Source organism: Pseudofrankia sp. EUN1h (genome assembly GCF_001854645.1).
Classification (GTDB): Bacteria; Actinomycetota; Actinomycetes; order Frankiales; family Frankiaceae; genus Pseudofrankia; species Pseudofrankia saprophytica.
Genome location: NZ_MBLN01000058.1, coordinates 137,355 through 158,825, shown reverse-complemented (window position 1 = coordinate 158,825; position 21,471 = coordinate 137,355). Strand labels below are relative to the sequence as shown.

Sequence of the window (21,471 nt, the reverse complement as noted above, 5' to 3'; positions counted from 1 at the left end):
TCATGACGAGGCGGCGAGGAGGCGGGTGAGCTCCGCGCGCACCAGTGCGGTGGCCCAGGTGGGGTCGGCGTCGGGCGGCTGGGTGAGGAGATGGAGGCCCAGGCCGTCGACGAGGGCGTGCAGGCGCCGGGCCGCCGTGAGGGTGGTCTCGTCGCGCGGTCTGCCGGTGAGCAGCTCGACCACCTGGTGGCAGAGCTCCCCGACCTCGCGGGTGGTGTAGTCACGGATCTCCACCAGGCTGGGCAGGGCCGGGCTTTCGGCGATGAGGGCCAGGTTGACCTCGAACTCGGCCCGGCTGTCCGGTTCCAGCGGTAGCAGGTGGCGCAGGATCGCGTACGCGAACTCCACCGGGTCGTCGGAGCGCGGGGTCGCCAGGATGCGCGCCGTGGCCCGGTCGACCATGAGCCGCGCCGAGAACTCCAGCAGTTCCGCCCGAGTCGGGAAGACGTGGCGCAGCGAGCCGACCACGACGCCGGCCTCCTCGGCGACTGAACGCACGGAGACCGCGCCGATCCCGCGTTCGACGATGATCCGCCAGACGGCCGCGGCGAGCTGCGCCTTGCGTGCGTCCCGGTCGATGGTCCTCGGCACGGACACAAATTAGCACGGGTGTGCTAGCGTCGTTTTCTAGCACAGGCGTGCTGCCAAGATGTGTCCGTGCGGGTGTCCGGGAGGAGAAGCGCCGTGTTGGGTGCGGTGATCGTCGCGTGCGAGGTCGGGTTCTGGGTGCTCGTCGCGCTGGGGCTGATGGCCCGCTACGGGCTGCGGTGGCGGCGCGCTGGGCTCGTCCTGCTGGCGATGACGCCGCTGGTCGACGTCGTCCTGCTGGCCGCGACCGTCGTCGACCTGCGCGGCGGCGCGACCGCCGGGGTGTTCCACGGGCTCGCCGCGATCTATCTCGGCTTCTCGGTCACCTACGGGCACAAGCTCATCGCCTGGGCGGACGCGCGCGCCGCCCACCGGTTCGCCGGCGGGCCGGCCCCGGTGCGGCTTCACGGCGCGCGGTACACGCGGGAATGCTGGGCGGACGTGGGCCGCACCGGGATCGCGGTTTTCATCGCCGCCGCGGTGATCTGGATCCTGACGGTCCTGGTCGACGACCCGGACCGGACGGTCGGCCTCGAGGCCCGCTACCCGCTGCTGGGCCTCATTTTGGTGGCAGACCTCCTGTGGGCGGTCAGCCAGACGATTTGGCCGAGAAAACCAAAGCCAGCGCGTTGATCATCCGTGGACGTCGGGCTGGCCTCGTCGACTAGATGATCTATTCCAAGGACTCAGCGGTCGTTCATGGGCAGGAAGGCGAGCGCCTCCTGGAGGTTGCGCTCGGCGATACCTCTCATGAAGGCGCGGTCGGGGAAGTCTCCGTCGAGGAGCCGCAGCGGTCCGGCGACGAGAGACAGGCGCATCGCCAGCATGTAGAACGTCAGGCGCTGCTCGTCGAGGTCACTGCGCTCCAGCCACCGATAGTGCTCGCCGAAGCGCAGTCGCAGGAACGCGTGCTCCCACTCGACATCGAAGAACATCAATCCCTCGATGTCGATGAGGACCGGCTGCCCGTGTCGGTCCACCAGCACATGGTCCGGCCCGAGCTCCCCGTGGATGAGCCCGTACTGCGAGCGTGGGCGCACAGCCGCGGCCAGTGTGCGAACTACAGCCTCCAGGCGGTCGCGGGCGCGTGTGATCCGCGCGTCGCGAGACGCAGCCTCGGTGAGGTCGTCGAGCGCATGGTCCAGGACCACCTGCTCACATGACCTGCCCTCGGAGGTACCACCCCTGTCGATCAGAGCGAATCTGCCGAAGCGTGGGCCCTGGTGTCGCTGCATCGCACCAAGTGCCTCGGCGAGTCGCGCCATGGTCGTTTCCACGCTGCGCGGGTCCTGGCGGAGCAGTACTTCCAAGGTGTCGCCGGGTACGTCCTCGACCACGGCAACGTCCGCCGGGTAGTAGGTCCTGCTCCGGTCGGCCAGCCGGATCCGGGGAGTGCGGATTCCGAGAGCTTCCAGCTGCCGGTGGGCGGCCTCGAAGAGCTCKATGCCGGAGGCGGGCGAGAACGGGTCCACATGGCTGCCGGTGTCGTCGCCCTGCGGGGTGGTCCAGTAGTTCTCGGCGTCGTCCCAGATGTAGACGATCGCGGCGGAGTCGTCGTCGAAGGTGAGGCGGTACACGCCCTTCTTGCTTCCACCTCGCAGCCGCGAGACGCCCACGAGGCGATGCTCGGTGCCCAGGGCCGCATACGCGACGCCTTCCAGGTGATCCCGGGTGACCACCCTGCGTACCACGTGCACGACCTGCCACCCCCCACGCATCGGCTATCCAGTCCCTGCCGCAGGAGGAAGACGCCGCCGCAGGAGGAAGACGCCGCCGCGGGAGGAAGACGCCGCCGCTCAGGCACGCCACCGCATAAGCGGCCGATCTTAGGCGATGATGCAGGCGATGCTCGGCTTCACCTCCTGGGCCGGCTGGCTGAGGGACGGGGACGGGATGAGTTACCAGGTGACCGTCGAGGAGGTTCGGGCCCGCCCGACCGCCGTGGTGGCGGCAACCACCACCTGGGCGGAGTTCCCGGCACTCTGGGGAACACTGCTGGACGACGTCTGGACCAGCGTCCGTGCGGCGGGTGTGGCAGCCGGCTGTCGGACCGTCATGCTCTACCTCGACGATGTGCCGAACGTCCAGGTCGGTGTAACGCTGCGCGAGCCCTGCCCACTGACCGGTCATGTCGTGGCCTCGGCCCTGCCCGCCGGCGTCGTCGCCAGGACCGTCCACCGCGGCCCCTACACCGCGCTGGCCGGCGCGCACCAGGCCGTCGTGGACCGCTGCGCCGCCGCCGGCCTACACCTTGCCGGCCCTCGGTGGGAGATCTACGGCGACCACCGTGACGACCCCGCCGACCTCGAGACCGAGATCTACTGGCTGCTGTCGGCTCCCGTGGACAGCGGAGCGGTCAGCGCCGCCGCCGCCATGTCGAACAGGTCGGTGACGTAGAGCCCGTAGGGAACGGCGTCACCGGAGACGACGTCGTCGTGCGCGTCGGTACCGCCGTCGGAGGCGCCGCCGCTGGGGGACTGGCCGTAGCCGGCCAGGGCTGGCAGGCACAGGCTGACGACATGGCGTAGCCGCAGGCTCCGCAGCGGTTCCGGCACGGCGGCCAAGCGGTCGAGGATCGCCATCGACACCTCGTGGCCCACCGGCCCGGCCGGGGCGCCGCCGACCCACCACGGATGCCGCTCCGGCGGATGCGAGGCGAACCGGCCCAGGAAGCCGACATAGCGGCTGCCCGGCCGGCGGGCCTCCTCGGCGAGCGGGCGCATCAGCACGTCCACCAGTTCGCGGACCCCCAGCGGGTCTCCGCCGGCCCGCGCGGCTTCGAGCAACGCGGCACGGCGCTGGTCGAGTGGCGGGACGCGGTAGGAGACGATCGCCTCGAGCAGGCCGCGCTCGCTGCCGAAGTGGTACTGCACCGCGTTGTTGTTCCCGTTGCCGGCCGCCCGGCAGATGTGCCGCAGCGACACCGCCTCCAGGCCGTGCTCGGCGTACAGCCGCTCGGCGCTCAGCAGAAGCCGCAGTCGCGCGTCGTGCGACCGCGGTCCGTGCGCGAGCGACCCGGCTGGGCCCGTCGGTTCGGGCGACTGGGTTGCGGTCTGCTGGCTCATGCCGCCTGCTCACCCTGCTCACGTGGGCTGTCCGACGGGCTCGATGGCCCGCCGAGGGTTCCCTACCAGGCACGGCGGCATGGCTCGGCCGCCGCGCCGCTCCGCCGCTGGTCTGTATGCCCGGCGCGGCGCGCAGCCTACGGCCGCGGGCCCRCGCCTTCCACGGATGCGACCGGGACGTCACGGCCGACCGCGCCGGCAACGGCGCCGCCACCGCTGGCGTCGCCGCCGCCCGCCTCGTCGTCGGTGACGCCGAGCTCGGCGAGCAGCCGGGCACGCAGCGCGGAGAAGCGCGGGTCCCAGCGGTGCCGGACCTCGCCGAGCTGGACCCGCTCGTCGAGCGAGAGCCGGCCGTCGGTGAGGACGGCGACCCGGTCGGCGAGCAGGATCGCCTCGTCGACGTCGTGCGTCACCAGCAGCACGGCCGGCTGGTGGCGCTGGCACAGGTCGCGCAGCAGGCTGTGCATCCGGATGCGGGTCAGGGCGTCGAGCGCGCCGAACGGCTCGTCGAGCAGCAGCAGCCCGGGGGAGCGGACCAGCGCGCGGGCGAGCGCCACCCGCTGCGCCTCGCCGCCGGACAGCGTCGCCGGCCAGGCGCGCTCGTGCCCGCCGAGCCCGACCTCGGCCAGCGCCGCGGCTCCCCGGGCGCGCGCGTCGCGGCCCTTCAGGCCCAGCAGCACGTTGTCCTGGACCCGCGCCCACGGCAGCAGCCGCGGGTCCTGGAAGACGACGGCGCTCTGGGCCGGGACGGTGGCGCGCCCGGTGGCGTCGGCGTCGAGGCCGGCGAGGATGCGCAGCAGCGTGCTCTTGCCGGATCCGGACCGGCCGAGCAGCGCGACGAACTCGCCGGCGGCGATGTCCAGGTCGATCCCGGCGAGTACCGCCCGCCCGCCGAACTCGCGGCGCACCCCGCGGGCGCGCACCGCCGGCGCGACCGAGGGCGAGGACGCGGGTGTAGGCGAGAAGGAGGGCGCGGGCGAGGAGGAGGACGAGGGCGCGGGCGAGCCGTCCTGCGTGTCCGTCCCGGCCGAAGCGGACGTCGTGAGCGTGGTCATGTTGCCTCCAGGCCGCGGCGCCAGGCGAGGGCGTGGCGTTCGAGCAGACGGACGAGCCCGTCGGAGAGCAGGCCGAGCAGGCCGTAGACGGCGAGGCCGACGACGATGACGTCGGTCTGCCCGAACGTGCGCGCCTGGTCCATCAGGTAGCCGATCCCGCTGGACGCGTTGATCTGCTCGCTGACCACGAGGACCAGCCACGAGACCGTGAACGCGAACCGCAGGCCGACGAGGAAGCCGGGCAGCGCGCCGGGCAGCACCACCCGGCGGATCACCGCCGCCCGGCTCAGCCGCACGGTGCGCGCGAGCTCCATGTACCGGGCGTCGACGCCCCGGATCGCGGCGAACGTGTTGATGTAGACGGGGAACGCGGTACCGAGCGCGACCAGGAAGATCTTCACCTGCTCTCCGATGCCGAACCAGAGGATGGCCAGTGGGACCAGCCCGAGGATCGGCACCGCGCGCAGGATCTGCATCGGCGCGTCGATGACGTCCTCGCCGAGGCGGAAGATCCCGGCGGCGACGGCCAGCACCAGCGCGACCCCGACGCCGAGCACCAGACCCAGCGCCACCCGCCGCAACGAGATCAGCAGGTTGTGGTGCAGCGTCCCGTCCGCGGCCAGGTCGTAGCCGGTGTGCAGCACCGTCCACGGCCCGGCGAGGATGTTCGACGCGATGACGCCGGTGGCCGAGCCAACCTGCCAGAGCGCCAGCAGCAGCACCGGTCCGAGCAGCCGGCGCAGCCACGGTGGCAGCGGCCGGCGCGCCCGTCGGTCCGGGTCCGCGAGCGTGATCTCGACGCCGCGCCGGCCCCCGCCGGCGGCTGTGGGCGGGGGCGAGGCCACGGGTGACACCGCCGGCCCGGCAGAGGCCAGGCCGACCTCCCCGGTGGCGTCGAGGGCGTCGGCGCCACCGGGGCCGTGGAGGGCGAGCGAGGTCACGCGAAGGACCCGCCCTCGCGTGTCTCGGACTGCTTGCCGTCGACGCCGACAGGGATGTCGCCCGCGATGGTGATCCGGTGCATCACCCGGTCGAAGTCGGTGTTGCCCTGGTCGGTCGGCGCCAGGTGCGCGGTCGCCCGGTTGTCCCAGAAGGCGATGCTGTTCGGCTGCCAACGGAACCGGACCGTGAACGCCGGGGTGGCCAGGTGCCGGTAGAGCAGGTCGAGGATCTGCGCGCTCTCGGGGTTGCTGAGCTCGACGATCCGGGTGGTGAAGTTCGGGTTGACGAACAGCGCCCGCTCACCGGTCTCCGGGTGGACCCGGACCACGGGGTGGACGGCCTCGTATGCCGTCTTCGCGAACAGGGCCGACAGCTTGGAGCTGTCCCCGCGCTCCAGGTGGATCTGGTTGACGTGCACGGCGTGCAGGCCGTCGATGAGGTCGCGGATCGGCGCGGAGAGCGTCTCGTAGGCGGTGACGAGGTTCGTCCACTGGGTGTCGCCGCCGTACGGCGGGACGATCACGCCGCGCAGGATCGACGCCGTCGGGGGGTTGTGCACGAACGTCACGTCGGTGTGCCACCGGCTCTGGACCCGGATCTCGGAGCGGTAGTGCTCGGCCCGGCTGTCCAGCGGGAAGACCTCCGGCTGGCCCTCGAGCGTCGGCAGGGTCGGGTGGCCTGGTGTGACCTCGCCGAACTGCCGGCCGAACGCGACCTGCTGGGCCGGGGTGATGTCCTGGTCCCGGAAGAAGACGACCTTCCACTTCAGCAGCGTGGCCCGGATCTCGGCGATCACCGCCGGCTCCAGCGGCCKGGTGAGGTCAACGCCGTGGATCTCGGCGCCGATGTAGCCGGACAGTGGCCGGACGTCCAGGCCGATCGCGGACTGGGCCGCGCTGTCGTCGGTGATGGTCACGGCGTCGGTGATGGTCACTGCTGGGCCTCCTGAACGGCGGAGTTGTATCGGGAGTCGAAGACCTTGGAGATGTCGACCTTCTTGGGAATCACTCCACTGGACGTGAACAGGTCGGCGAGTTTCTGCGCGCCGCCGATGCTGGTCGCGTCGATGGGGACGAATGCCGAAGGGGAGGTCTTGGCCAGCAGCAGCTTTCCGGTTTCCGCCGGCACCTTGACCTGCTCGACGTAGTACTTCTGCGTGAACTCGTCGATGTGGCCGTCGCGCCAGGCGGACGCCTTCACCCACCGCGCCACGAAGTCACCGAGCGCCGCCTGCTTGGCCGGGTCGGAGAGCGCCTTGTGCGTGGTGATCAGGTACTGGACGCTCGGCGACGTGTCGGCGCCGTCCACCTTGTGCGCGGTCGGGTTGTCCTTCAGGTAGGGCGACGCGAGCGGCTCGACCAGCACGGCGGCGTCGGCGTCGCCGCGCGAGAGCGCCCCGGCGATGTCGGTCGGCAGCAGGTTGACGGTCTTGACGTCCTTCTGCGCGAGGCCCACCTTGTCGAGCGAGCGCAGCAGGTAGGCCTGCAGGATCGTCCCGACGCTGAACGCGACCTTCTTGCCCTTGAGGTCGCTGACCGTGCGGATGTCGCTGCCCGGCTTGGTCGCCAGCATGAGCTGGCCAGCGGGGTTCTGCCAGGAGGCGATCACGGCGAGGTCCTGGCCGGACGCCGCGGCGATGACGGGCGGCGTGTCGGCGACGTAGCCGACGTCGACGGCGTTCGCGCGGAACGCCTCGAGCAGCAGCGGCCCGGACGCGAAGGTCGACCAGTCGACCGCGTACGGCTCGCCGGTGCTCTGGCCGGACAGATCGAGCGGGGCCTTCAGGGTTCCGCCCTGGTCGCCGACCCGCAGCTTGGTACCGGCCGGAACCGCCGTCGGGAATCCGGTGGCGCCGACGCTCGCGGCCGCGCCGGAGCCGTCACCGCCGGACCCGGATCCGGATCCATGGGAACCACAGGCCGCCAGCACGAAGACGGCGAGAAGGGCGGACAGAGCGGCCAGCACGGACGTGCGGCGCGGCCGGCCTTGGCCGGCCCGGCGGGCAGGCGTCAACGGTAGCTCCTTGCGAACGGGGAATGCCGCGTGGCGTCCGGCGCGGCCGGGAATGGGCCCGACATCCGTCGGGCTGACGCCTTGGCCTGCTCACTGAAGCAGTTAAGTCAGCTGTTTGTCAACTTAGTTGGTAGGAATGCTGCTCAAATGTTTCAGCCCGATCTTGCGGGCGACGACGGCCCGGTGGGGGAGCAGCCCGACGGGGGCTGACCTGGAAGGACAGAGTCGCTTGCGTGCCGGGATGTTCGGACGTTGCGTTGGCATGGCCGTCACGTGACGATGACGTACTGATACGTGCGGGCCGTCATGCCGGCTGGCGCGAGGGACGCGAGGGAGAGGGCCAGTCGTGAGCCGTCAGGTCAAAGGTGTCGTGTCGATGAGCAAGGGTGCGCCAGTGGAGCTGCGCACCGTCGTCGTGCCGGACCCAGGGCCTGGCGAGGTCACCGTGGACGTGAAGGCCTGCGGGGTCTGCCACACCGACTTCCACTACCGCGAGGGTGGGATCAACGACGACTTCCCGTTCCTGCTCGGCCACGAGGCCGCCGGCGTCGTCGCCCAGACCGGTCCGGGCGTCACCCACGTCGCCCCCGGCGACTACGTGATCCTCAACTGGCGGGCCGTCTGCGGCCAGTGCCGCGCCTGCCGACGCGGGCGGCCCTGGTACTGCTTCGACACGGCGAACGCGACCCAGAAGATGACGCTCGAGGACGGCACCGAGCTCTCGCCCGCGCTCGGGATCGGCGCGTTCCTGGAGACGACGCTGGTCGCGGCCGGGCAGTGCACCAAGGTCGACCCGGCGGCGCCGCCGGAGATCGCCGGGCTGCTCGGCTGCGGCGTGATGGCCGGGCTCGGCGCGGCGATGAACACCGGGGAGGTCGGCCGGGGCGACAGCGTCGCGGTGATCGGCAGCGGCGGCGTCGGCGGCGCGGCCATCGCCGGTGCCCGGCTCGCCGGTGCCGCGAAGATCATCGCGGTCGACGTCGACGGGCGCAAGCTCGCGCTCGCCACGACCCTCGGCGCCACCCACACCGTCAACGCGCGGGACGTCGACCCGGTCACCGCCATCCAGGAACTCACCGACGGGTTCGGCGCGGACGTCGTCATCGACGCGGTCGGGCGGCCGGAGACCTGGAAGCAGGCGTTCTACGCCCGGGACCTCGCCGGCACGGTCGTCCTCGTCGGCGTCCCCACCCCGGAGATGGAGCTCTCGATCCCGCTGCTGGACGTGTTCGGCCGCGGCGGAAGGCTGAAGTCGTCCTGGTACGGCGACTGCCTCCCCGAACGCGACTTCCCGATGCTCATAGACCTCTACCTGCAGGGCCGGCTGCCACTGGAGAAGTTCGTCTCCGAGAAGATCGCCCTCACCGACATCGAGGCGGCCTTCGACGCGATGAAGCGGGGCGACGTGCTGCGTTCGGTGGTGATGATCTGATGTGCGCCTCGGTTGAGGACGCCGCCGGCGGCGCCACCGAGAATAGGAACACGGCCAGCACGGAAACGGACACCGCGGGCACGTTCCCGGAGAACGGCGCGGCAGGCGGCCTCGGCGGGCGAGTGAGGATCGACCACCTCGTCACGTCGGGGATCTTCTCGCTCGACGGCGGGTGCTGGCATGTCGACAACAACGTCTGGCTCATCGGTGACGACGAGGAATGCGTCGTGCTCGACGCCCCGCATGACGCGGGGGCGATCGTCAACGCCGTCGGCGACCGTCACCTGACCGCGATCCTGTGCACCCACGCGCACGATGACCATGTCAACGCGGTCCTCGGCGTCGCCGCCGCCACCGGCGCGGGAATCTGGCTCCATCCGGCCGACCGGGAGCTGTGGGACCGCACCCATCCGGACCGCGCCCCCGATCATGAGATCGAACCGGGTCAGCAGTTCACCATTGGCAGCGGCGACGGCGCGGTGACCCTGGCCGCCCTGCACACCCCCGGCCACACCTGGGGGAGTGTGTCGTTCCACGCCCCCGCCCTGAACACCGTCTTCACCGGCGACACCCTGTTCCAGGGCGGTCCGGGCGCGACGGGCCGCTCTTTCTCCGACTTTTCCACGATCATCGACTCGATCACGACCCAACTGTTGGGCCTGCCGCCCCACACCGTCGTCCGGACCGGCCACGGCGCCGCCACGACGATTGGTAAGGAAGCCCCCGCACGCCAGTCCTGGCTTGACCGCGGCCACTAGACACCCGGAAACCCCGCGGACCGGTACCCAGGCGCGCCGCCGACGTCCGTAGACGGTGTCACGCCCATTCCAGAACCAAAACCCTGTGGTTGGGCGTTTGTTGCTAAATTCGCCCGATGTCCGCCGGAGGGTGACCGTTCTGTCTCGACAGGACGCTGGCTGGGTGCATTGCGTGGACAGTTCGGTCATTGGCGTAACATCTCCTCAGCAGCGGTCCTGGAGGGGGCGACGGCTGACGGGGGATTCACATGGCCGACGTACGTGGGCTGCCTCCGGGCGCGATGACCGCGTCCGGCGGTGTTTCAAGGGGGCGCCCACGGGTTCGGCGTTCGCGCGTCCGCGGCGTGCCCCGGCCGGTTAATCCGGTCGGCGTGTCCAGCCGCCTCCGCGGAGAACCTCGCCATCGTCACGACCTCGTCCGGCAGTAGCCGCGCGAAACGGGGACGGGGGATGAGGATGGTGAAGACGCGGCACTTCTCGGTGCTTGCGGTTGATATTGAGAAGTCCGGAAGCCGCCTCGACGGGCAGCTCCTCGACGGCCGGCGGGCGATGTACGCCTCGGTGCGAGGCGCCGTCGAGGACGCCGGCATCGACTGGGACGCCTGCCGCCGCTACGACCGCGGCGACGGCGCGCAGGTGCTCTTCCCGGCCGAGGTGGCGAAGGAGGACGTCGGCGGGCCGGTCATCCGCGGGGTGTACCGGCGGCTGCATGAGTACAACGCCGGCCTGCTCCGGGCGGACGTGCCCCTGCGCATGCGCGCCGTGCTGCACGCCGGTGACCTCGAACGCGACGACCTCGGCTGGGTGGGGTACGCCCTGGTCGTCGCGAGCCGCCTGTTGGACTCGCGCGAACTGCGCTCGGTGCTGCGCCAGGCCAGGGCCGCCGACCTGGCGCTCATCGTGTCGGCGACCTGGTACGAGACCGTCGTACGGCACAACCGAGGCGGGGTCGAGGCGGCGACGTACCGCGAGGTCACCGTCGCCGCCAAGGAGCTCGTCGAGCGGGCCTGGGTGCATGTGCCGGGCTACCCCGAGCCGCCCGCTCCCGAGCCCGGCGAGGCTCCCCTTCCGCCGCCAGGGCCGTCGGAGCCGCCAGAACCCGCTGGCGGACCCGGCGGCAGAGGCTCGCCCGGTGGCCAGGGCGCCGGTGGGTTCACCTTCGGCGACGTGCGGATCCGGTCCGACGGCGACGTCGTCGGCGGCATCGTCTTCGGCGACCAGACCGTGTACCGCACGCCGCCGGAATCCTCGCGGTGAACGGCGACCCGAAGGAGTCACCCGGCCCCGCGAACCCGCCCGACCACCAGCCGGCCCAGGCAGGTCAGGCGGGCCAGCCACATCCGGCCGGGCCCGCCGTGGGCGGCCAGGGGGCCGCGGCTCCACCGGGCGGGGAGGGCGGTCGCCCGGCGGGCGGCGAGCCCGGCGGGCGGCCGGACCTCCTCGGAGAGCTGCGCGGTGAGATCCGTGCGACCAACGCCGCGCAGGGCGGGATCCAGGCGAACCTGGCCACCGAACGCGAGGCCAGGAACGCGGTGGGCGCCGGCAACGACGTGCTCGGTGGCTTCGTCGGCGGCAACTTCAACAACTTCGCGCCGCGGGTCACGAACAACTTCTTCTCGGAAAGTGAGGTGGGCGTCCGTCTCCGCAGGCTGTCTCTCGCAGACCTCGCGGCGACGGAGGCGTTCGTCCCGCAGCCGGGGTTCGACGCCCTGGAGGCAGTCGCCCGGCGTACCCACCTGCTGGTGGTGCGCGGCCGAGCCGGCTGCGGCCGGACGGCGGCCGGCCTGAAGGTGCTCGTCACCCGCACCACAGGGGCAGTCCACGAACTCGCGCCCGACACCGACCTGCGCAGGTTCCTCGCCCAGGAACCCGCCAAGGACGCCGGCTACATCCTGTCGAACCTCACACAGGCCCAGGCGGACGAGCTCGGCTCGTTCGACCTGCTCGGCCTCGCCGACCGGCTCGAGCAGCGGCGTGCCTACCTGGTCGTGACCGCGGCCCCCGAGGTGYGGATGCCGGGGGTCCGCCGGATGGGCCTCGCGGCCGAGCTCACAGGTCCCGCCCACCGGGCCGAGGTCCTGGCGAGACACCTGGCGTTCTGGCTGGCGGGCCTCGCTGCCTATGCCAACGGCGCCTGGGACCGCCGGGACCGGCCGGCGGGGCAGCAGGACACCGAGGCCGGCTTCGAACAGTGGGCGCTGGACGAGCGGGCCTCGGCGGCGCGCCGGGCCGCCCGGCTGCTCGCGACGGACTCGGTCCGGGCCGTGGTGGATGCGCGACTGAGCGCGGACGTGCCGATGGAGACGGTCGCCTTCCTCGCCCAGGTTCTCGCCGAGGCGGCCGAGGACGGCGAGGAGGATCCGGCCGCGGCCGCGCAGGCCAGTCTCGCGAAGCTCGACGACGACGACTTCGAGCACTGGTTCGCCGGCCTGACGAGCCAGACGAACCCGATCAACCCCGACGACCAGAACGACCCGACCCTGCTGACCCTGGCGATCGCGCTCGCCGTCCTGCAGGGCGAGCCCTACGAGACGGTCACCACCGCGGCGGACGCGCTGCGACGCTGCTTCGTCGACCCGGGTGACGGCCGGCCCGCGGCTGTRCTGTCCGCGTCGACGACGTCGCCCGCCATCCTCCTGACGGACCGTGACACCGAACTCACGCGGCTGCGCGCGACGCTCGCCACCACGTCGGTGGAGACCCGCCATGGCGCCGCCGCCCCGGCGTCGGTGGCGCGCTACGTCGACGAGAGCTACCCGCGCCGAGCCCTTCTGCGGGTCTGGCGGTACCACCAGGCTCAGCCGCGGATCCTGGCCTGGCTGCGCTACCTCGGCGGCCACCCGATCGAGACCGTGCGGGTGCGCGCGGCCGTCGCCGCCGGGGCGCTCGCAGCCGTCGCCTTCGACGTCGTGCGCGCCGAGGTGCTGATGCCCTGGGCTCTGAGCGACGCCTCCCGCGAGCGGGACGCCGCGGCGATCGCCCTGCACGACCCCGCCGCCGACAGCAGGCTGGCCGACGCGGTCGACCGGCTGGTGAAGTCCTGGCTGTCCGACGGCAACCCGAGGCTGCAGGCCACCGCCGTGCGCGCCTACGGGGCAAGTCTCGGTGAGCACGACCCCGCCGAGGCACTTCGGCAGCTGGACGCGCTCGCCGAGACGGACAAGCTCGGCGTGCTCAACGCGATCTGCCACAGCGTCTGCGAGCTGTTGCTGACCGCCGGCAGCCCCGAGACCGAGGCGCGGGTGCTCGAACAGCTCATCCGGTGGACGTCGGGACCCAGGTCGGAGCTGGGCCGTGCGCGGGCCCGGACCGGCTGGTCCGCGTTTCTCATCGCCGCGGCGGACCTCGTCTCCCAGCTGCCGTCACCCAGCCGTGGGGAGGTGACCTGGCCGGCGCTGCTGCGGATCGCCACCGTCGACCAGCGGCGCCGGGCCGAGATCGCCTACCTGTGGGAGAGCGCCCTGAACGCCGAGCTGTGGGAGGCCGCGCACGACGTTCTCACCATCTGGGCGATCATGCTCGACGACCTGCCTCGAGGGCAGGAGGCGTTCGCCCAGCTGGTCGTCGACCAGGCCCAGTCCGCCCGCACGCTGACCATCATCCGGCGGGCCGCGATCTCCTGGCAGAAGGCCGACCCCGACCCACCAGCCCCGCGCACCGCCGAGACGGTGCTCGCACACATCGCCGCGAGGAGCCGCTGAGATGGTGTATCAGCCAGTCCCGCTCATTCTCCAGGAGGAGCCGCTCGACCGGCGGTTCAACCGGGGGGCGGCGATCCGCCCTGGGACCGTCCTGGTGGTGGCGACGGCCGACGGCGATGCGGTGACGTTGAACCGGCGCCCGGGGCTGGGCGACGGGATCACAGCCCGCTACCGGACCCAGTACACGGTCGACGTCACCGACCACCTCAGCACCCTGCAGGAGAACCTGCCGAGCCGGGACGACGTCTTCGCCTTTCAGACGACCATCGACGTCGGTTGGCGGGTGACCGACCCTCGCGAGGTGGTGCTGCGCCGGGTCGGYGACGGCCTCGGGGTGGCCCGCTCCCATCTGCTCGATGACATGATGCCGATAACCCGCCGCTACGACCAGGACGATCCGGCACGAGCCGAGCGGGCGCTCAACGAGCGGCTCCGGAGCAAGCACCTGGCCTTGCCCGAGGGCATCACGATCTTCCGGGCGAGCGTGCGGGTGGCCCGGGAGAAGGGCACCCAGGAGTGGGTGCAGGAGCAGGTCCTGCAGGAGCGCGAGCACCAGCGCCGGATCGGCCTGCAGGCCGGGGAGACCTCGCAGGCCCATCACGAGAACGCGATCGCCGACATTGCCCAGCAGGGGCGGCTACGCCGCGAGCAGGACAGATACATCGCGCTGCGGGCCGCGCTCGGCGGGCACGACGAGCTGCTGCTGCGCCACCTCACCGTGCATCCGGAGGACACGGCGTTCGCGCTGCAGAGCATCGCGGCGAGCCGGCAGGCCGACCGTGACACGCAGCTGGGGCTCATCGACCGGATGATCAGCCAGGGCATGCTCCAGCCCGCGGACGCCGAAGGCATCCTCGCCCGGTTCGCCGGCCTCGACGTCCGCCCGGCCATCCAGCCCCCGTCCTACGGCCAGCCAGGCCCCGCGGCGCTGCCGGGCGGCCCCCCGGCGGCGCTGCCAGCCGGCTCCCGCCCGGCACCGGGCGGGAGCGGCCCCGAGCCGCCGACCACGACGTACGGCGCCCCGTCGGGGCGGTCCGCGACAGGGCCGGCCTACCCGCCGCCACCCACGGCCTACCCGGCACCCGGGCCATCGCCAACCGAGTACGCGCCCGAGGAATCGCCGCTGGGCGTGGAGCCGTCGAACGTCGGTGGCTGGCGAACGGTCGGCCAGTCGCCCGGCGGCCCGGTGGGCCAACCGGCGGACGAGCTGACGATCGAGGAGGAGGAACGGCCGATCGTCGAGCCGATGGCCGGCTACGAGAGGCCGACCGGCGCGTCGGCGCCAGACGCCTCGGGCGGAACGAACGTGGCGGGCTGGAAGAAGCTCCGCCGGCCGGGGGAGTGACATGTCCTCGCATCCCGCCTATGGCGGCCACGACGACGGCGAATACAGGTCCGCCGCCGTCCACGTGCCCGGGGGGAAGGGCGCGGGCGGCCCTGGCAGGCACAGCGACGCGCGGCGGACCGAGCGGTCGGAGCCGTCCCGGCCCGGCGGCGACGGATTTCGGATTGCCGACGTCCCACCGTGGCTCCTGGTGGGCTGGATTGTCGCCGGCCTGTCGTTGGCCGCCGGCGCGGCGTTCACAGCCATCGGATTTCTGTCGTTGCAGGTCGGCACCATGCGGACCGGCATCCTCACCGTCCTGGGGAGCGTCGTCATGTCTCTCGTCCTGGGGTTCTTCCAGCGGAAGCACAACCGTGCCCTGCCAGCCGGCACGCCGGGACTGGAGGGCGGGCGGAAGGCACGGGAGAAGAAGGGCGCCATGAAGGATCCGCCGCCGGACCCGGCCATCGGCACGCCGGCGGAGCAACCCGCTCGCGCGCCGGATCCTGAGGACCAGGGACTCGAGGAGCACCACGGCTTCGAGGAGCACGGCCATGGCCAGTGGTTTGCCGCTGACCCGCCGCCGATCGACCGCGGCGGTTCACCCGATCACGTCGGCGCCGCGTCCCAGGTCCTGGCACCGGCACCGGCCGACTTCCGGGTGCTTGGCGCCCGCTCGGATCTGGCCCGGGAACCCTGGCGTCTCCCGGTCCTGCCCACCCAGCCCGCCGTCGCCGCCGACCAGGCCAGGATCGGGACGCTGGAGATCCGCGCGGCCTCGATCATCGGGCCCGGGCACCGGACCCAGGACCCGGCGACCCCGCGGCAGGACGCCTACCGCCTCGGTCGCGACACCACCGGGCGGCACCTCATCGTCGCCGTGGCCGACGGGATGTCGGACAGCCCCCGCTCCGACCACGGCGCCACGGTGGCGGTCAGCACGGCGGTCGCGAAGCTGCGGTCCGACCTCGACAGCGGCGCGACGGTCCAGCATCTGTCGGCGGACCGCCTGTTCACCGAGCTCGCCCGCGCCATCACCGGGTCGGCGCAGCAGCGCCAGATCGACCCGCGGGACGTGCGTACCGGCCTGATCGTGGGCGTCGTCGAGGTCGAGCTCAACCGTCAGGGCCGGCGGTCCGCCTGGTTCGGGCACCTCGCCGACGTGTCGGCCTGGAGGCAGGCCTACCCGGCCGGGCACGGCTGGGAGCAGGTGGCCGGTGACCACAAGGGCGCCGGCACCGACGCCAACACCCTGCGCGCGTTCCTGCCCTTCCACCCGAATGAGGCCCAGGACACGTGGCTGACGCTGCCTCCCGGCGCGGTTCTCGCGTTCCTGACCGACGGCGTGAGCGACCCGATGACCCAGATCCCCGGAGCGAGCGCGTCGTTCGCGGACTGGTGGGCGACGCCCCCCACGCTGGGCGCCTTCGTCCTCGACGTCGGATTCGAGGCCAGGACCCACCAGGACGACCGCACGGCGGTGGTGGTCTGGTGTGACACACCGCCGCCCGGCCAGCCGGACCCGGCCTCGCCGGCCGTCGGCGCGCGTGGCCGGGGACAGCCGCGATGACCGGCTGGTCGGACTGGCGGCGCGACCGGGTCATCCACCTCGACTGGGTCGACCGGCGCGGAAAGGTGATCTCGACGACCGGCGGGGAGGCCAAGATCGTCTATGAGATCGCTGGAATGCCCGGCTGGCTGATGAAGCAGTACCGGCCCGGGACCGCCATCTCGGATGCCCGCCTGGACCGGCTGATCTCCCTGCCGGAACGGCTGGACGCGGCCGAGAAGACGCTGGTCCACACGGCCACCTCCTGGCCGGTGGCCCGGGTGGTGGCGCAGAGCAGGTCGGTCGGCGTCGTCATCCCCAAGGCGTCGGACAGCTTCGTCCACGCCTTCCGGCGGCCGGACGGCAAGTGGATGGAGCCCAAGACGGTCAACGTCGACCAGCTGTGCCGGCCGGCCGACGAGCTGAAGGCGCTGGGCCAGCCGGTGCCGTCGGAGAAGGACCGCCGGGCCACCGGCCGGCGGCTGGCGGAGGTCGGCGCGCTCTTCGAGCGTCACGACCTCGTCTACGCGGACTGGTCGTACACCAACGCGTTCTGGAACCCGCAGGACGGTTCGGTCTACGTCATCGACGTGGACGGGTGCTACTTCGGGACGCGACCGTGGATCGGCGCGGTCAACTGGGACGACCCCCAGGTCGCCCGCGGGCAGCCGATCACGACCACCACGGACCGCTACCGGCTCGGCCTGCTGGTCGCGCGCTGCCTCACCGGCGAGCGCGGCCCGGAGAAGGTCCCCGCCGCGCTTCTGGGGATGCGTGACCGGGAGCCGGCCGTGGAGGTGCTGCTCCGGATGATCCACGCCGGCACCCCGGCGGAGAAGCGGCCGACGATCGAGGAGCTGGCCGTCGCCCTGGGCGCCGCCGCGCGCGTGACCGCTCCCGTCCCGGTCCAGACCGTCCCGGCGACGGAGCCCGAGTCCGACGCGAACGTCAAGAACTGGAAGAAGGTCGGCCCTTCGGCCACGGCCACGACTGTGGGAGCATCCGCGCCGCCGCCGCCGCCGCCGCCGCGGCCGCCGGCCGCGGCCCCCGCCCGCGACCCGTCCACCGCGCGACAGCCGCCCCCGGGGCGGCCATCGCCGGCTCGGCAGGGCACGACCGGCTCGCCCACCCGCCGGGCCTCACCGCCGCGGCCTGGCCAGCCTGCCACCAGGCCGCGCCCGGCGAGGCCCGTCCCCAGGCCGCTCAGAGAGGCGGCGGAGATCGTGAGCGTGCTCGGCGCGTGGGCGCTGGGACTCGGGCTCCTCCTGTTGGTGGTCATCGGGCTCGCCAGGGCCCTGTGAGCTTCTCCGCGCGAAGAAATCAGCTTGTCGAAGGAGAGAGATATGACGACTCAGCCCGAAGGGGCAAAGAGTGGGCAGAAATGCCTGCCGACCTACGCCGTACTGGACACGTCCGCGTCGATGCGCCCGTTCGAGAAAGTCCTCAACGAGACCCTCGAACGCGTGTACGAGGGTCTCTACTACCACAAGGCGGTGGCGGAGTTCGCCCACGTCTCGATCATCAGCTTCAACTCGAACGCGCACGTCGTGCTGCCCCTGACGGATATTTCGAAGATCGACGCCCTGCCGGAGCTGACCTGCCGAGGGTCCACCAACTACTCCGAGGCCTTCCGGGTCGTGGCGGCGCAGATCGACGCGGATGTGAATGCCCTGCGCGCCCAGGGCCGGCCGGTGCTGCGCCCCGCGGTGTTCTTCATCACCGACGGCCAGCCGATGGATGACTCCGGTGTGTGGGAGGGCGAGTTCGCGAAGCTCACCTCACCCAGCTGGCCGCGGCGGCCGCATGTGATCACTTTTGGCTTTGGTGACGCGGCCGAGCATGTGCTCGCCAGGATCGCGACCAAGGCCGCGTTCAAGGCGCAGGCCGGCGTCGAGCAGCAGGAGGCGCTCGTCAACGTGCTCCTCACGCTGCTGAACAGCCTGGTCGCCTCCGCCCAGCACGAGAAGCTGATGATTCCCACCGAGGTCGAGGGCTACAAGAGCGTTCCGCTCGAGTACATCGACTAGCCGCCCGGTGACGGGCACCCGGCGCGACGCCGCCGATGGCGACGCGGTGATCCTGCCGGGCTTGGCGGACCTGACAACGGAATGAGAGGTTCGACTGAGGCGTCCCGGGATCGCGGGCGTCGCGGTGGCGGTGGGCTGTCCTCCCGGCCGACTGCCCGTTATCCGACGGTCACTGGCCGACGATCACCCAGAGAACGGCGAAGGCGATGGAGGCCGCGCCGCCGACCATGGCGCGGCGGAAGTGGGCGAACTTGCCCGCGGTGATCGTCGCCAGTGTCTTCGCCTGTGTCCAGGCCTCCCGCCGCACCGTGTCGGGCAGGCCGTTGACCAACGCGTCGATCTGGGCATCCTTGAGATCCGGCCACGAGAACCGGTTCGTGCCGGCGGCCGGGGCGGTGCCGGAAATGCGGGAGCTGGGGGAGCGCGGTACGAGCGCCCGGAACAGGTAGATCCCGGCGTAGCCGAGCGCGATGGCCGCGCCGGCGAACAGCACCAGCGACCCGATCTCGTGCACCCGGGCCAGAACCTCGTCCGCGCCGTGCCAGGGACCGTGGACCGCGTCATCCAGGGCGTTGGCGACCGTGTCGCGTTGTTGGGCGAGCGCGGTACCGTACACGACCAGCGCGGCCCCGAGGATCGCGGATTTCTGGTCGGCGTTGGAAATCCAGCCGGCCATCATGTTCACGGCGGAGATCGCGGTCTCCGCGTCGGGATCAGGCTGTGGCGCTGTTCCGCCCGGCTGCCCCGTTCCGCCCGGCTGCCCGGTACCACCGCCGCCCGTTCCGGTCATCGCGCCCCCGTATCACCGGTCCACCGGTATTTCGCAGTTTATCCAATGCGGCAGCGAGCCTGGCTCGACACGCGGAGACGTGTCGGGCCAGGCTCACCATCAGTCGTTGACGAGCATCTCGCCGGACTGTTGCTGCCAGAGGCGGTAGTAGTGGCCTCCGGTGTCGAGAAGCTGCTGGTGGCTGCCCTGCTCGACGATCCGGCCGCCGTCGAGGACGACGATGCGGTCCATCCGCAGCAGCGTTGACAGGCGGTGGGCGACCGCGATGACGGTGCGCTCGCTCCACAGCTCCTCCAGGGCGTGCTGGACGAGCAGCTCGCTCTCGCTGTCCAGCGCGCTGGTGGCCTCGTCGAGGACCAGCAGCGGCTTGTGGTCGAGGAACGCGCGGGCGATCGCGATCCGCTGCCGCTGCCCGGTGGACAGCTTGATGCCACGCTCGCCGACGAGGGTGTCGTAGCCGTTGACGGCGCGGACGATGAACTCGTGGGCGTGCGCCCGCCGGGCCGCCTGCTCGATCTCCGCGTCGCCGACCCCGTCCGGCGCCCCGTAGGTGATGTTGTCGCGGATCGAGCGGTGGAACAGCGAGATGTCCTGGGGGACGTAGGAGATCGCGCGGGCGAGTCGGCGGTTGGGCACCGGCCGGCCGTCGAGCGCGACCGCTCCGAGAGGCAGGGCGTAGTAGCCGAGCAGCAGCTTGAGCAGCGTCGTCTTGCCACTGCCACTGCGCCCGACGATCCCGACCTTCTCGTGTCGCTCGATCGTCAGCGTCACCCCGTCGAGGATGCGCACCGCCGGGTTGTCCGGGTAGGCGAACGTCACCCCGCCCAGGTCGAGCCGCCCGAGGGCGGTGGCCAGGTCACCCGCGTCCGCCCAGTCCACGGCCGCCCCGGCCGGGGCCGGCGGGGTCAGACCGGCGGCGGCCGTCAGCCCGGGCGAGGTCTCGTCCGCGCCGGCGGCGCCCGGGTCGGGGAACGCGGCGTCGTCGAGGACGTCGCGCTCGTCGAACAGGTAGCCGTAGGCCTCCTCGACCCGCGCCAGCCGCAGGTTCAGCTGGGAGATCTCCCAGATCGTCCCCCAGATGAAGTCCGAGAAGATGACCAGCGCCGACAGGAAGGTGGTGAGCTGGCCGATCGTCAGCTCGCCGCGCAGGTAAAGCCAGAGGTTGAGCAGGATCGCGCCCGGCCAGACCAGATAACGCACGACGAGGCTCATCGAGCCCCAGAACACGATCGCCCAGAGCATCGACCGGTTCGACTGCGTCACGACATCCCGACGGCGTTCKACCACCAGCGCGTGCTCCGCCTCCTCCCGGCGGAACGACTTCACACTGACGAAGTTCGAGACAATGTCGAGGATGTAGCTCTCCATGTCGGCGTTGACGTCGGTCCAGCGCTTCTCCTCGCGAGCGGACCGGGCCGCCGTCTTGCGCCCGACGACGAACAGCAGAGCGATCGAGCCGGTGAACAGCAGGCCCGTCGGCAGGTTCACCGTGAACATGATCAGCACGAGTGACGGAAGCTTCACGAGCAGGTCGATGTAGTTGAAGCAGGCGTTGTCGAGGAAGTCGCGGAACTCCTGGCCGAGCGTGCGCACGTACCCGCTGATCTTGCCGGTCGCCCGGCTCGAGAAGTAGGGGTACTCCTGGTTGATGACCCGGCGGAACAGCAGGTTCTGGTAGTCGTAGCCACGCGGGTTGAGCAGCCGCATGTAGAGCAGTTCGGCGCTGCGCCAGAACAGGTCGTGCCCGATGCTGCACCCGATCAGCGCGATCGTGTAGGTGAGCACGTCGCCGTGCGGGGTCGCGGTGAGCGCCGTGACGAACCGCCCGATGAAGAGCGGGATGACGGCGAGGAAAGCGTCCGCGAGGACGAAGACGACGACGACGACCGTCACTGACCGGCGGAAGGTTCCGACGAAACGCAGGTAGGAACGGAGCCCGGCGTGCCGCCGCTTCGCGGGTGGCCGTTCGCCCTCGTCCTTCGCCATTGCCTTCGCGTTCGCCGTCCTCTTCCCCGTCGCCGCTGGCTCTCTCGCGGTGCGCGGCGCGGGCAACATTGTTCCCGTCGCGTCCGGTCMGGCCTGGCTGGCGCGTTCCAGAAGGGCTTCCTGCTGGMTGGAAAGGCCGGTCGCTGACGCCGGCGGGAGCGTTCGCGAACGTCGCCGGCGCGCCCTGGCGCGTTTTCGCCAGGGACTCGGCGCGCGGCGCCCCGTGTTTTCCGCTCCGTTG

At 71.7% G+C, this 21,471-nt stretch carries 19 protein-coding genes; 10 read left to right on the top strand and 9 right to left on the bottom strand.

The window, feature by feature from the left end:
- Positions 1–591, bottom strand: coding sequence for a TetR/AcrR family transcriptional regulator (locus BCD49_RS20940; protein WP_027140759.1), 591 nt, complete (start codon positions 589–591; stop codon positions 1–3).
- Positions 592–684: 93 nt separating this feature from the next.
- Here BCD49_RS20940 and BCD49_RS20935 point away from each other — a divergent pair, with 93 nt between their 5' ends.
- Positions 685–1,221, top strand: coding sequence for a hypothetical protein (locus tag BCD49_RS20935; protein ID WP_007517183.1), 537 nt, complete (start codon positions 685–687; stop codon positions 1,219–1,221).
- Positions 1,222–1,274: 53 nt separating this feature from the next.
- Here BCD49_RS20935 and BCD49_RS20930 read toward each other — a convergent pair whose 3' ends face one another.
- Complete coding sequence (locus BCD49_RS20930; RefSeq protein ID WP_007517184.1) at positions 1,275–2,306, bottom strand: phosphotransferase family protein; 1,032 nt, start codon at positions 2,304–2,306, stop codon at positions 1,275–1,277.
- Positions 2,307–2,433: 127 nt separating this feature from the next.
- Here BCD49_RS20930 and BCD49_RS20925 point away from each other — a divergent pair, with 127 nt between their 5' ends.
- Positions 2,434–2,985: a GyrI-like domain-containing protein gene (locus BCD49_RS20925; RefSeq protein ID WP_198536005.1), complete on the top strand. Its 552-nt coding sequence runs from the start codon at positions 2,434–2,436 to the stop codon at positions 2,983–2,985.
- Here BCD49_RS20925 and BCD49_RS20920 read toward each other — a convergent pair.
- From BCD49_RS20920 to BCD49_RS20900, 5 genes are all read right to left on the bottom strand, one after another.
- Positions 2,907–3,653: a TetR/AcrR family transcriptional regulator gene (locus BCD49_RS20920; protein WP_007517193.1), complete on the bottom strand. Its 747-nt coding sequence runs from the start codon at positions 3,651–3,653 to the stop codon at positions 2,907–2,909. The genes BCD49_RS20925 and BCD49_RS20920 overlap by 79 nt on opposite strands.
- Positions 3,654–3,790: 137 nt before the next feature.
- Positions 3,791–4,708 carry an ABC transporter ATP-binding protein gene (locus BCD49_RS20915; RefSeq protein WP_083401592.1) on the bottom strand — a complete coding sequence of 306 codons (918 nt, stop codon included), beginning with the start codon at positions 4,706–4,708 and terminating at the stop codon, positions 3,791–3,793.
- The gene (locus BCD49_RS20910) at positions 4,705–5,649 is read right to left on the bottom strand and encodes an ABC transporter permease (RefSeq protein WP_007517196.1); all 945 of its coding nucleotides are present in this window, start codon (positions 5,647–5,649) and stop codon (positions 4,705–4,707) included. Before BCD49_RS20910 ends, BCD49_RS20915 begins: the two co-directional genes overlap by 4 nt.
- Complete coding sequence (locus BCD49_RS20905; RefSeq protein ID WP_007517198.1) at positions 5,646–6,584, bottom strand: TauD/TfdA dioxygenase family protein; 939 nt, start codon at positions 6,582–6,584, stop codon at positions 5,646–5,648. Before BCD49_RS20905 ends, BCD49_RS20910 begins: the two co-directional genes overlap by 4 nt.
- Entirely contained in the window at positions 6,581–7,663 is a 1,083-nt protein-coding gene (locus BCD49_RS20900) for an aliphatic sulfonate ABC transporter substrate-binding protein (protein WP_007517199.1), read from the bottom strand. Before BCD49_RS20900 ends, BCD49_RS20905 begins: the two co-directional genes overlap by 4 nt.
- A 346-nt stretch (positions 7,664–8,009) precedes the next feature.
- On the opposite strand from BCD49_RS20900, the gene BCD49_RS20895 reads away from it, so the two are divergent.
- The 8 genes from BCD49_RS20895 to BCD49_RS20860 all read left to right on the top strand — a co-directional run bounded on the left by BCD49_RS20895 (position 8,010) and on the right by BCD49_RS20860 (position 18,454).
- Positions 8,010–9,095: an S-(hydroxymethyl)mycothiol dehydrogenase gene (locus tag BCD49_RS20895; protein WP_007517200.1), complete on the top strand. Its 1,086-nt coding sequence runs from the start codon at positions 8,010–8,012 to the stop codon at positions 9,093–9,095.
- Positions 9,095–9,853 (top strand): MBL fold metallo-hydrolase, encoded by a 759-nt coding sequence (locus BCD49_RS20890; protein ID WP_007517202.1) that lies wholly within the window; start codon positions 9,095–9,097, stop codon positions 9,851–9,853. Before BCD49_RS20895 ends, BCD49_RS20890 begins: the two co-directional genes overlap by 1 nt.
- A gap of 456 nt (positions 9,854–10,309) precedes the next feature.
- Positions 10,310–11,110, top strand: coding sequence for a hypothetical protein (locus BCD49_RS20885; RefSeq protein ID WP_007517204.1), 801 nt, complete (start codon positions 10,310–10,312; stop codon positions 11,108–11,110).
- Entirely contained in the window at positions 11,107–13,554 is a 2,448-nt protein-coding gene (locus BCD49_RS20880; protein ID WP_071041800.1) for a hypothetical protein, read from the top strand. Before BCD49_RS20885 ends, BCD49_RS20880 begins: the two co-directional genes overlap by 4 nt.
- 1 nt (position 13,555) lies before the next feature.
- Positions 13,556–14,899 (top strand): hypothetical protein, encoded by a 1,344-nt coding sequence (locus BCD49_RS20875; protein ID WP_007517207.1) that lies wholly within the window; start codon positions 13,556–13,558, stop codon positions 14,897–14,899.
- A 1-nt stretch (position 14,900) separates the two neighbouring features.
- Positions 14,901–16,448 carry a protein phosphatase 2C domain-containing protein gene (locus tag BCD49_RS20870; protein WP_007517208.1) on the top strand — a complete coding sequence of 516 codons (1,548 nt, stop codon included), beginning with the start codon at positions 14,901–14,903 and terminating at the stop codon, positions 16,446–16,448.
- The gene (locus tag BCD49_RS20865; RefSeq protein WP_071041799.1) at positions 16,445–17,728 is read left to right on the top strand and encodes a hypothetical protein; all 1,284 of its coding nucleotides are present in this window, start codon (positions 16,445–16,447) and stop codon (positions 17,726–17,728) included. The genes BCD49_RS20870 and BCD49_RS20865 overlap by 4 nt, the downstream gene beginning before the upstream one ends.
- Positions 17,729–17,770: 42 nt before the next feature.
- Entirely contained in the window at positions 17,771–18,454 is a 684-nt protein-coding gene (locus BCD49_RS20860) for a vWA domain-containing protein (RefSeq protein ID WP_007519857.1), read from the top strand.
- 169 nt (positions 18,455–18,623) lie between these two features.
- Here the strand turns inward: BCD49_RS20860 and BCD49_RS20855 are convergent, their stop codons facing one another.
- Together BCD49_RS20855 and BCD49_RS20850 are read right to left on the bottom strand one after the other, a co-directional pair.
- Positions 18,624–19,244, bottom strand: coding sequence for a hypothetical protein (locus BCD49_RS20855; protein ID WP_007519856.1), 621 nt, complete (start codon positions 19,242–19,244; stop codon positions 18,624–18,626).
- Between the two features lie 99 nt (positions 19,245–19,343).
- Entirely contained in the window at positions 19,344–21,230 is a 1,887-nt protein-coding gene (locus BCD49_RS20850) for an ABC transporter ATP-binding protein (RefSeq protein WP_051466309.1), read from the bottom strand.
- Positions 21,231–21,471: the final 241 nt, after the last annotated feature.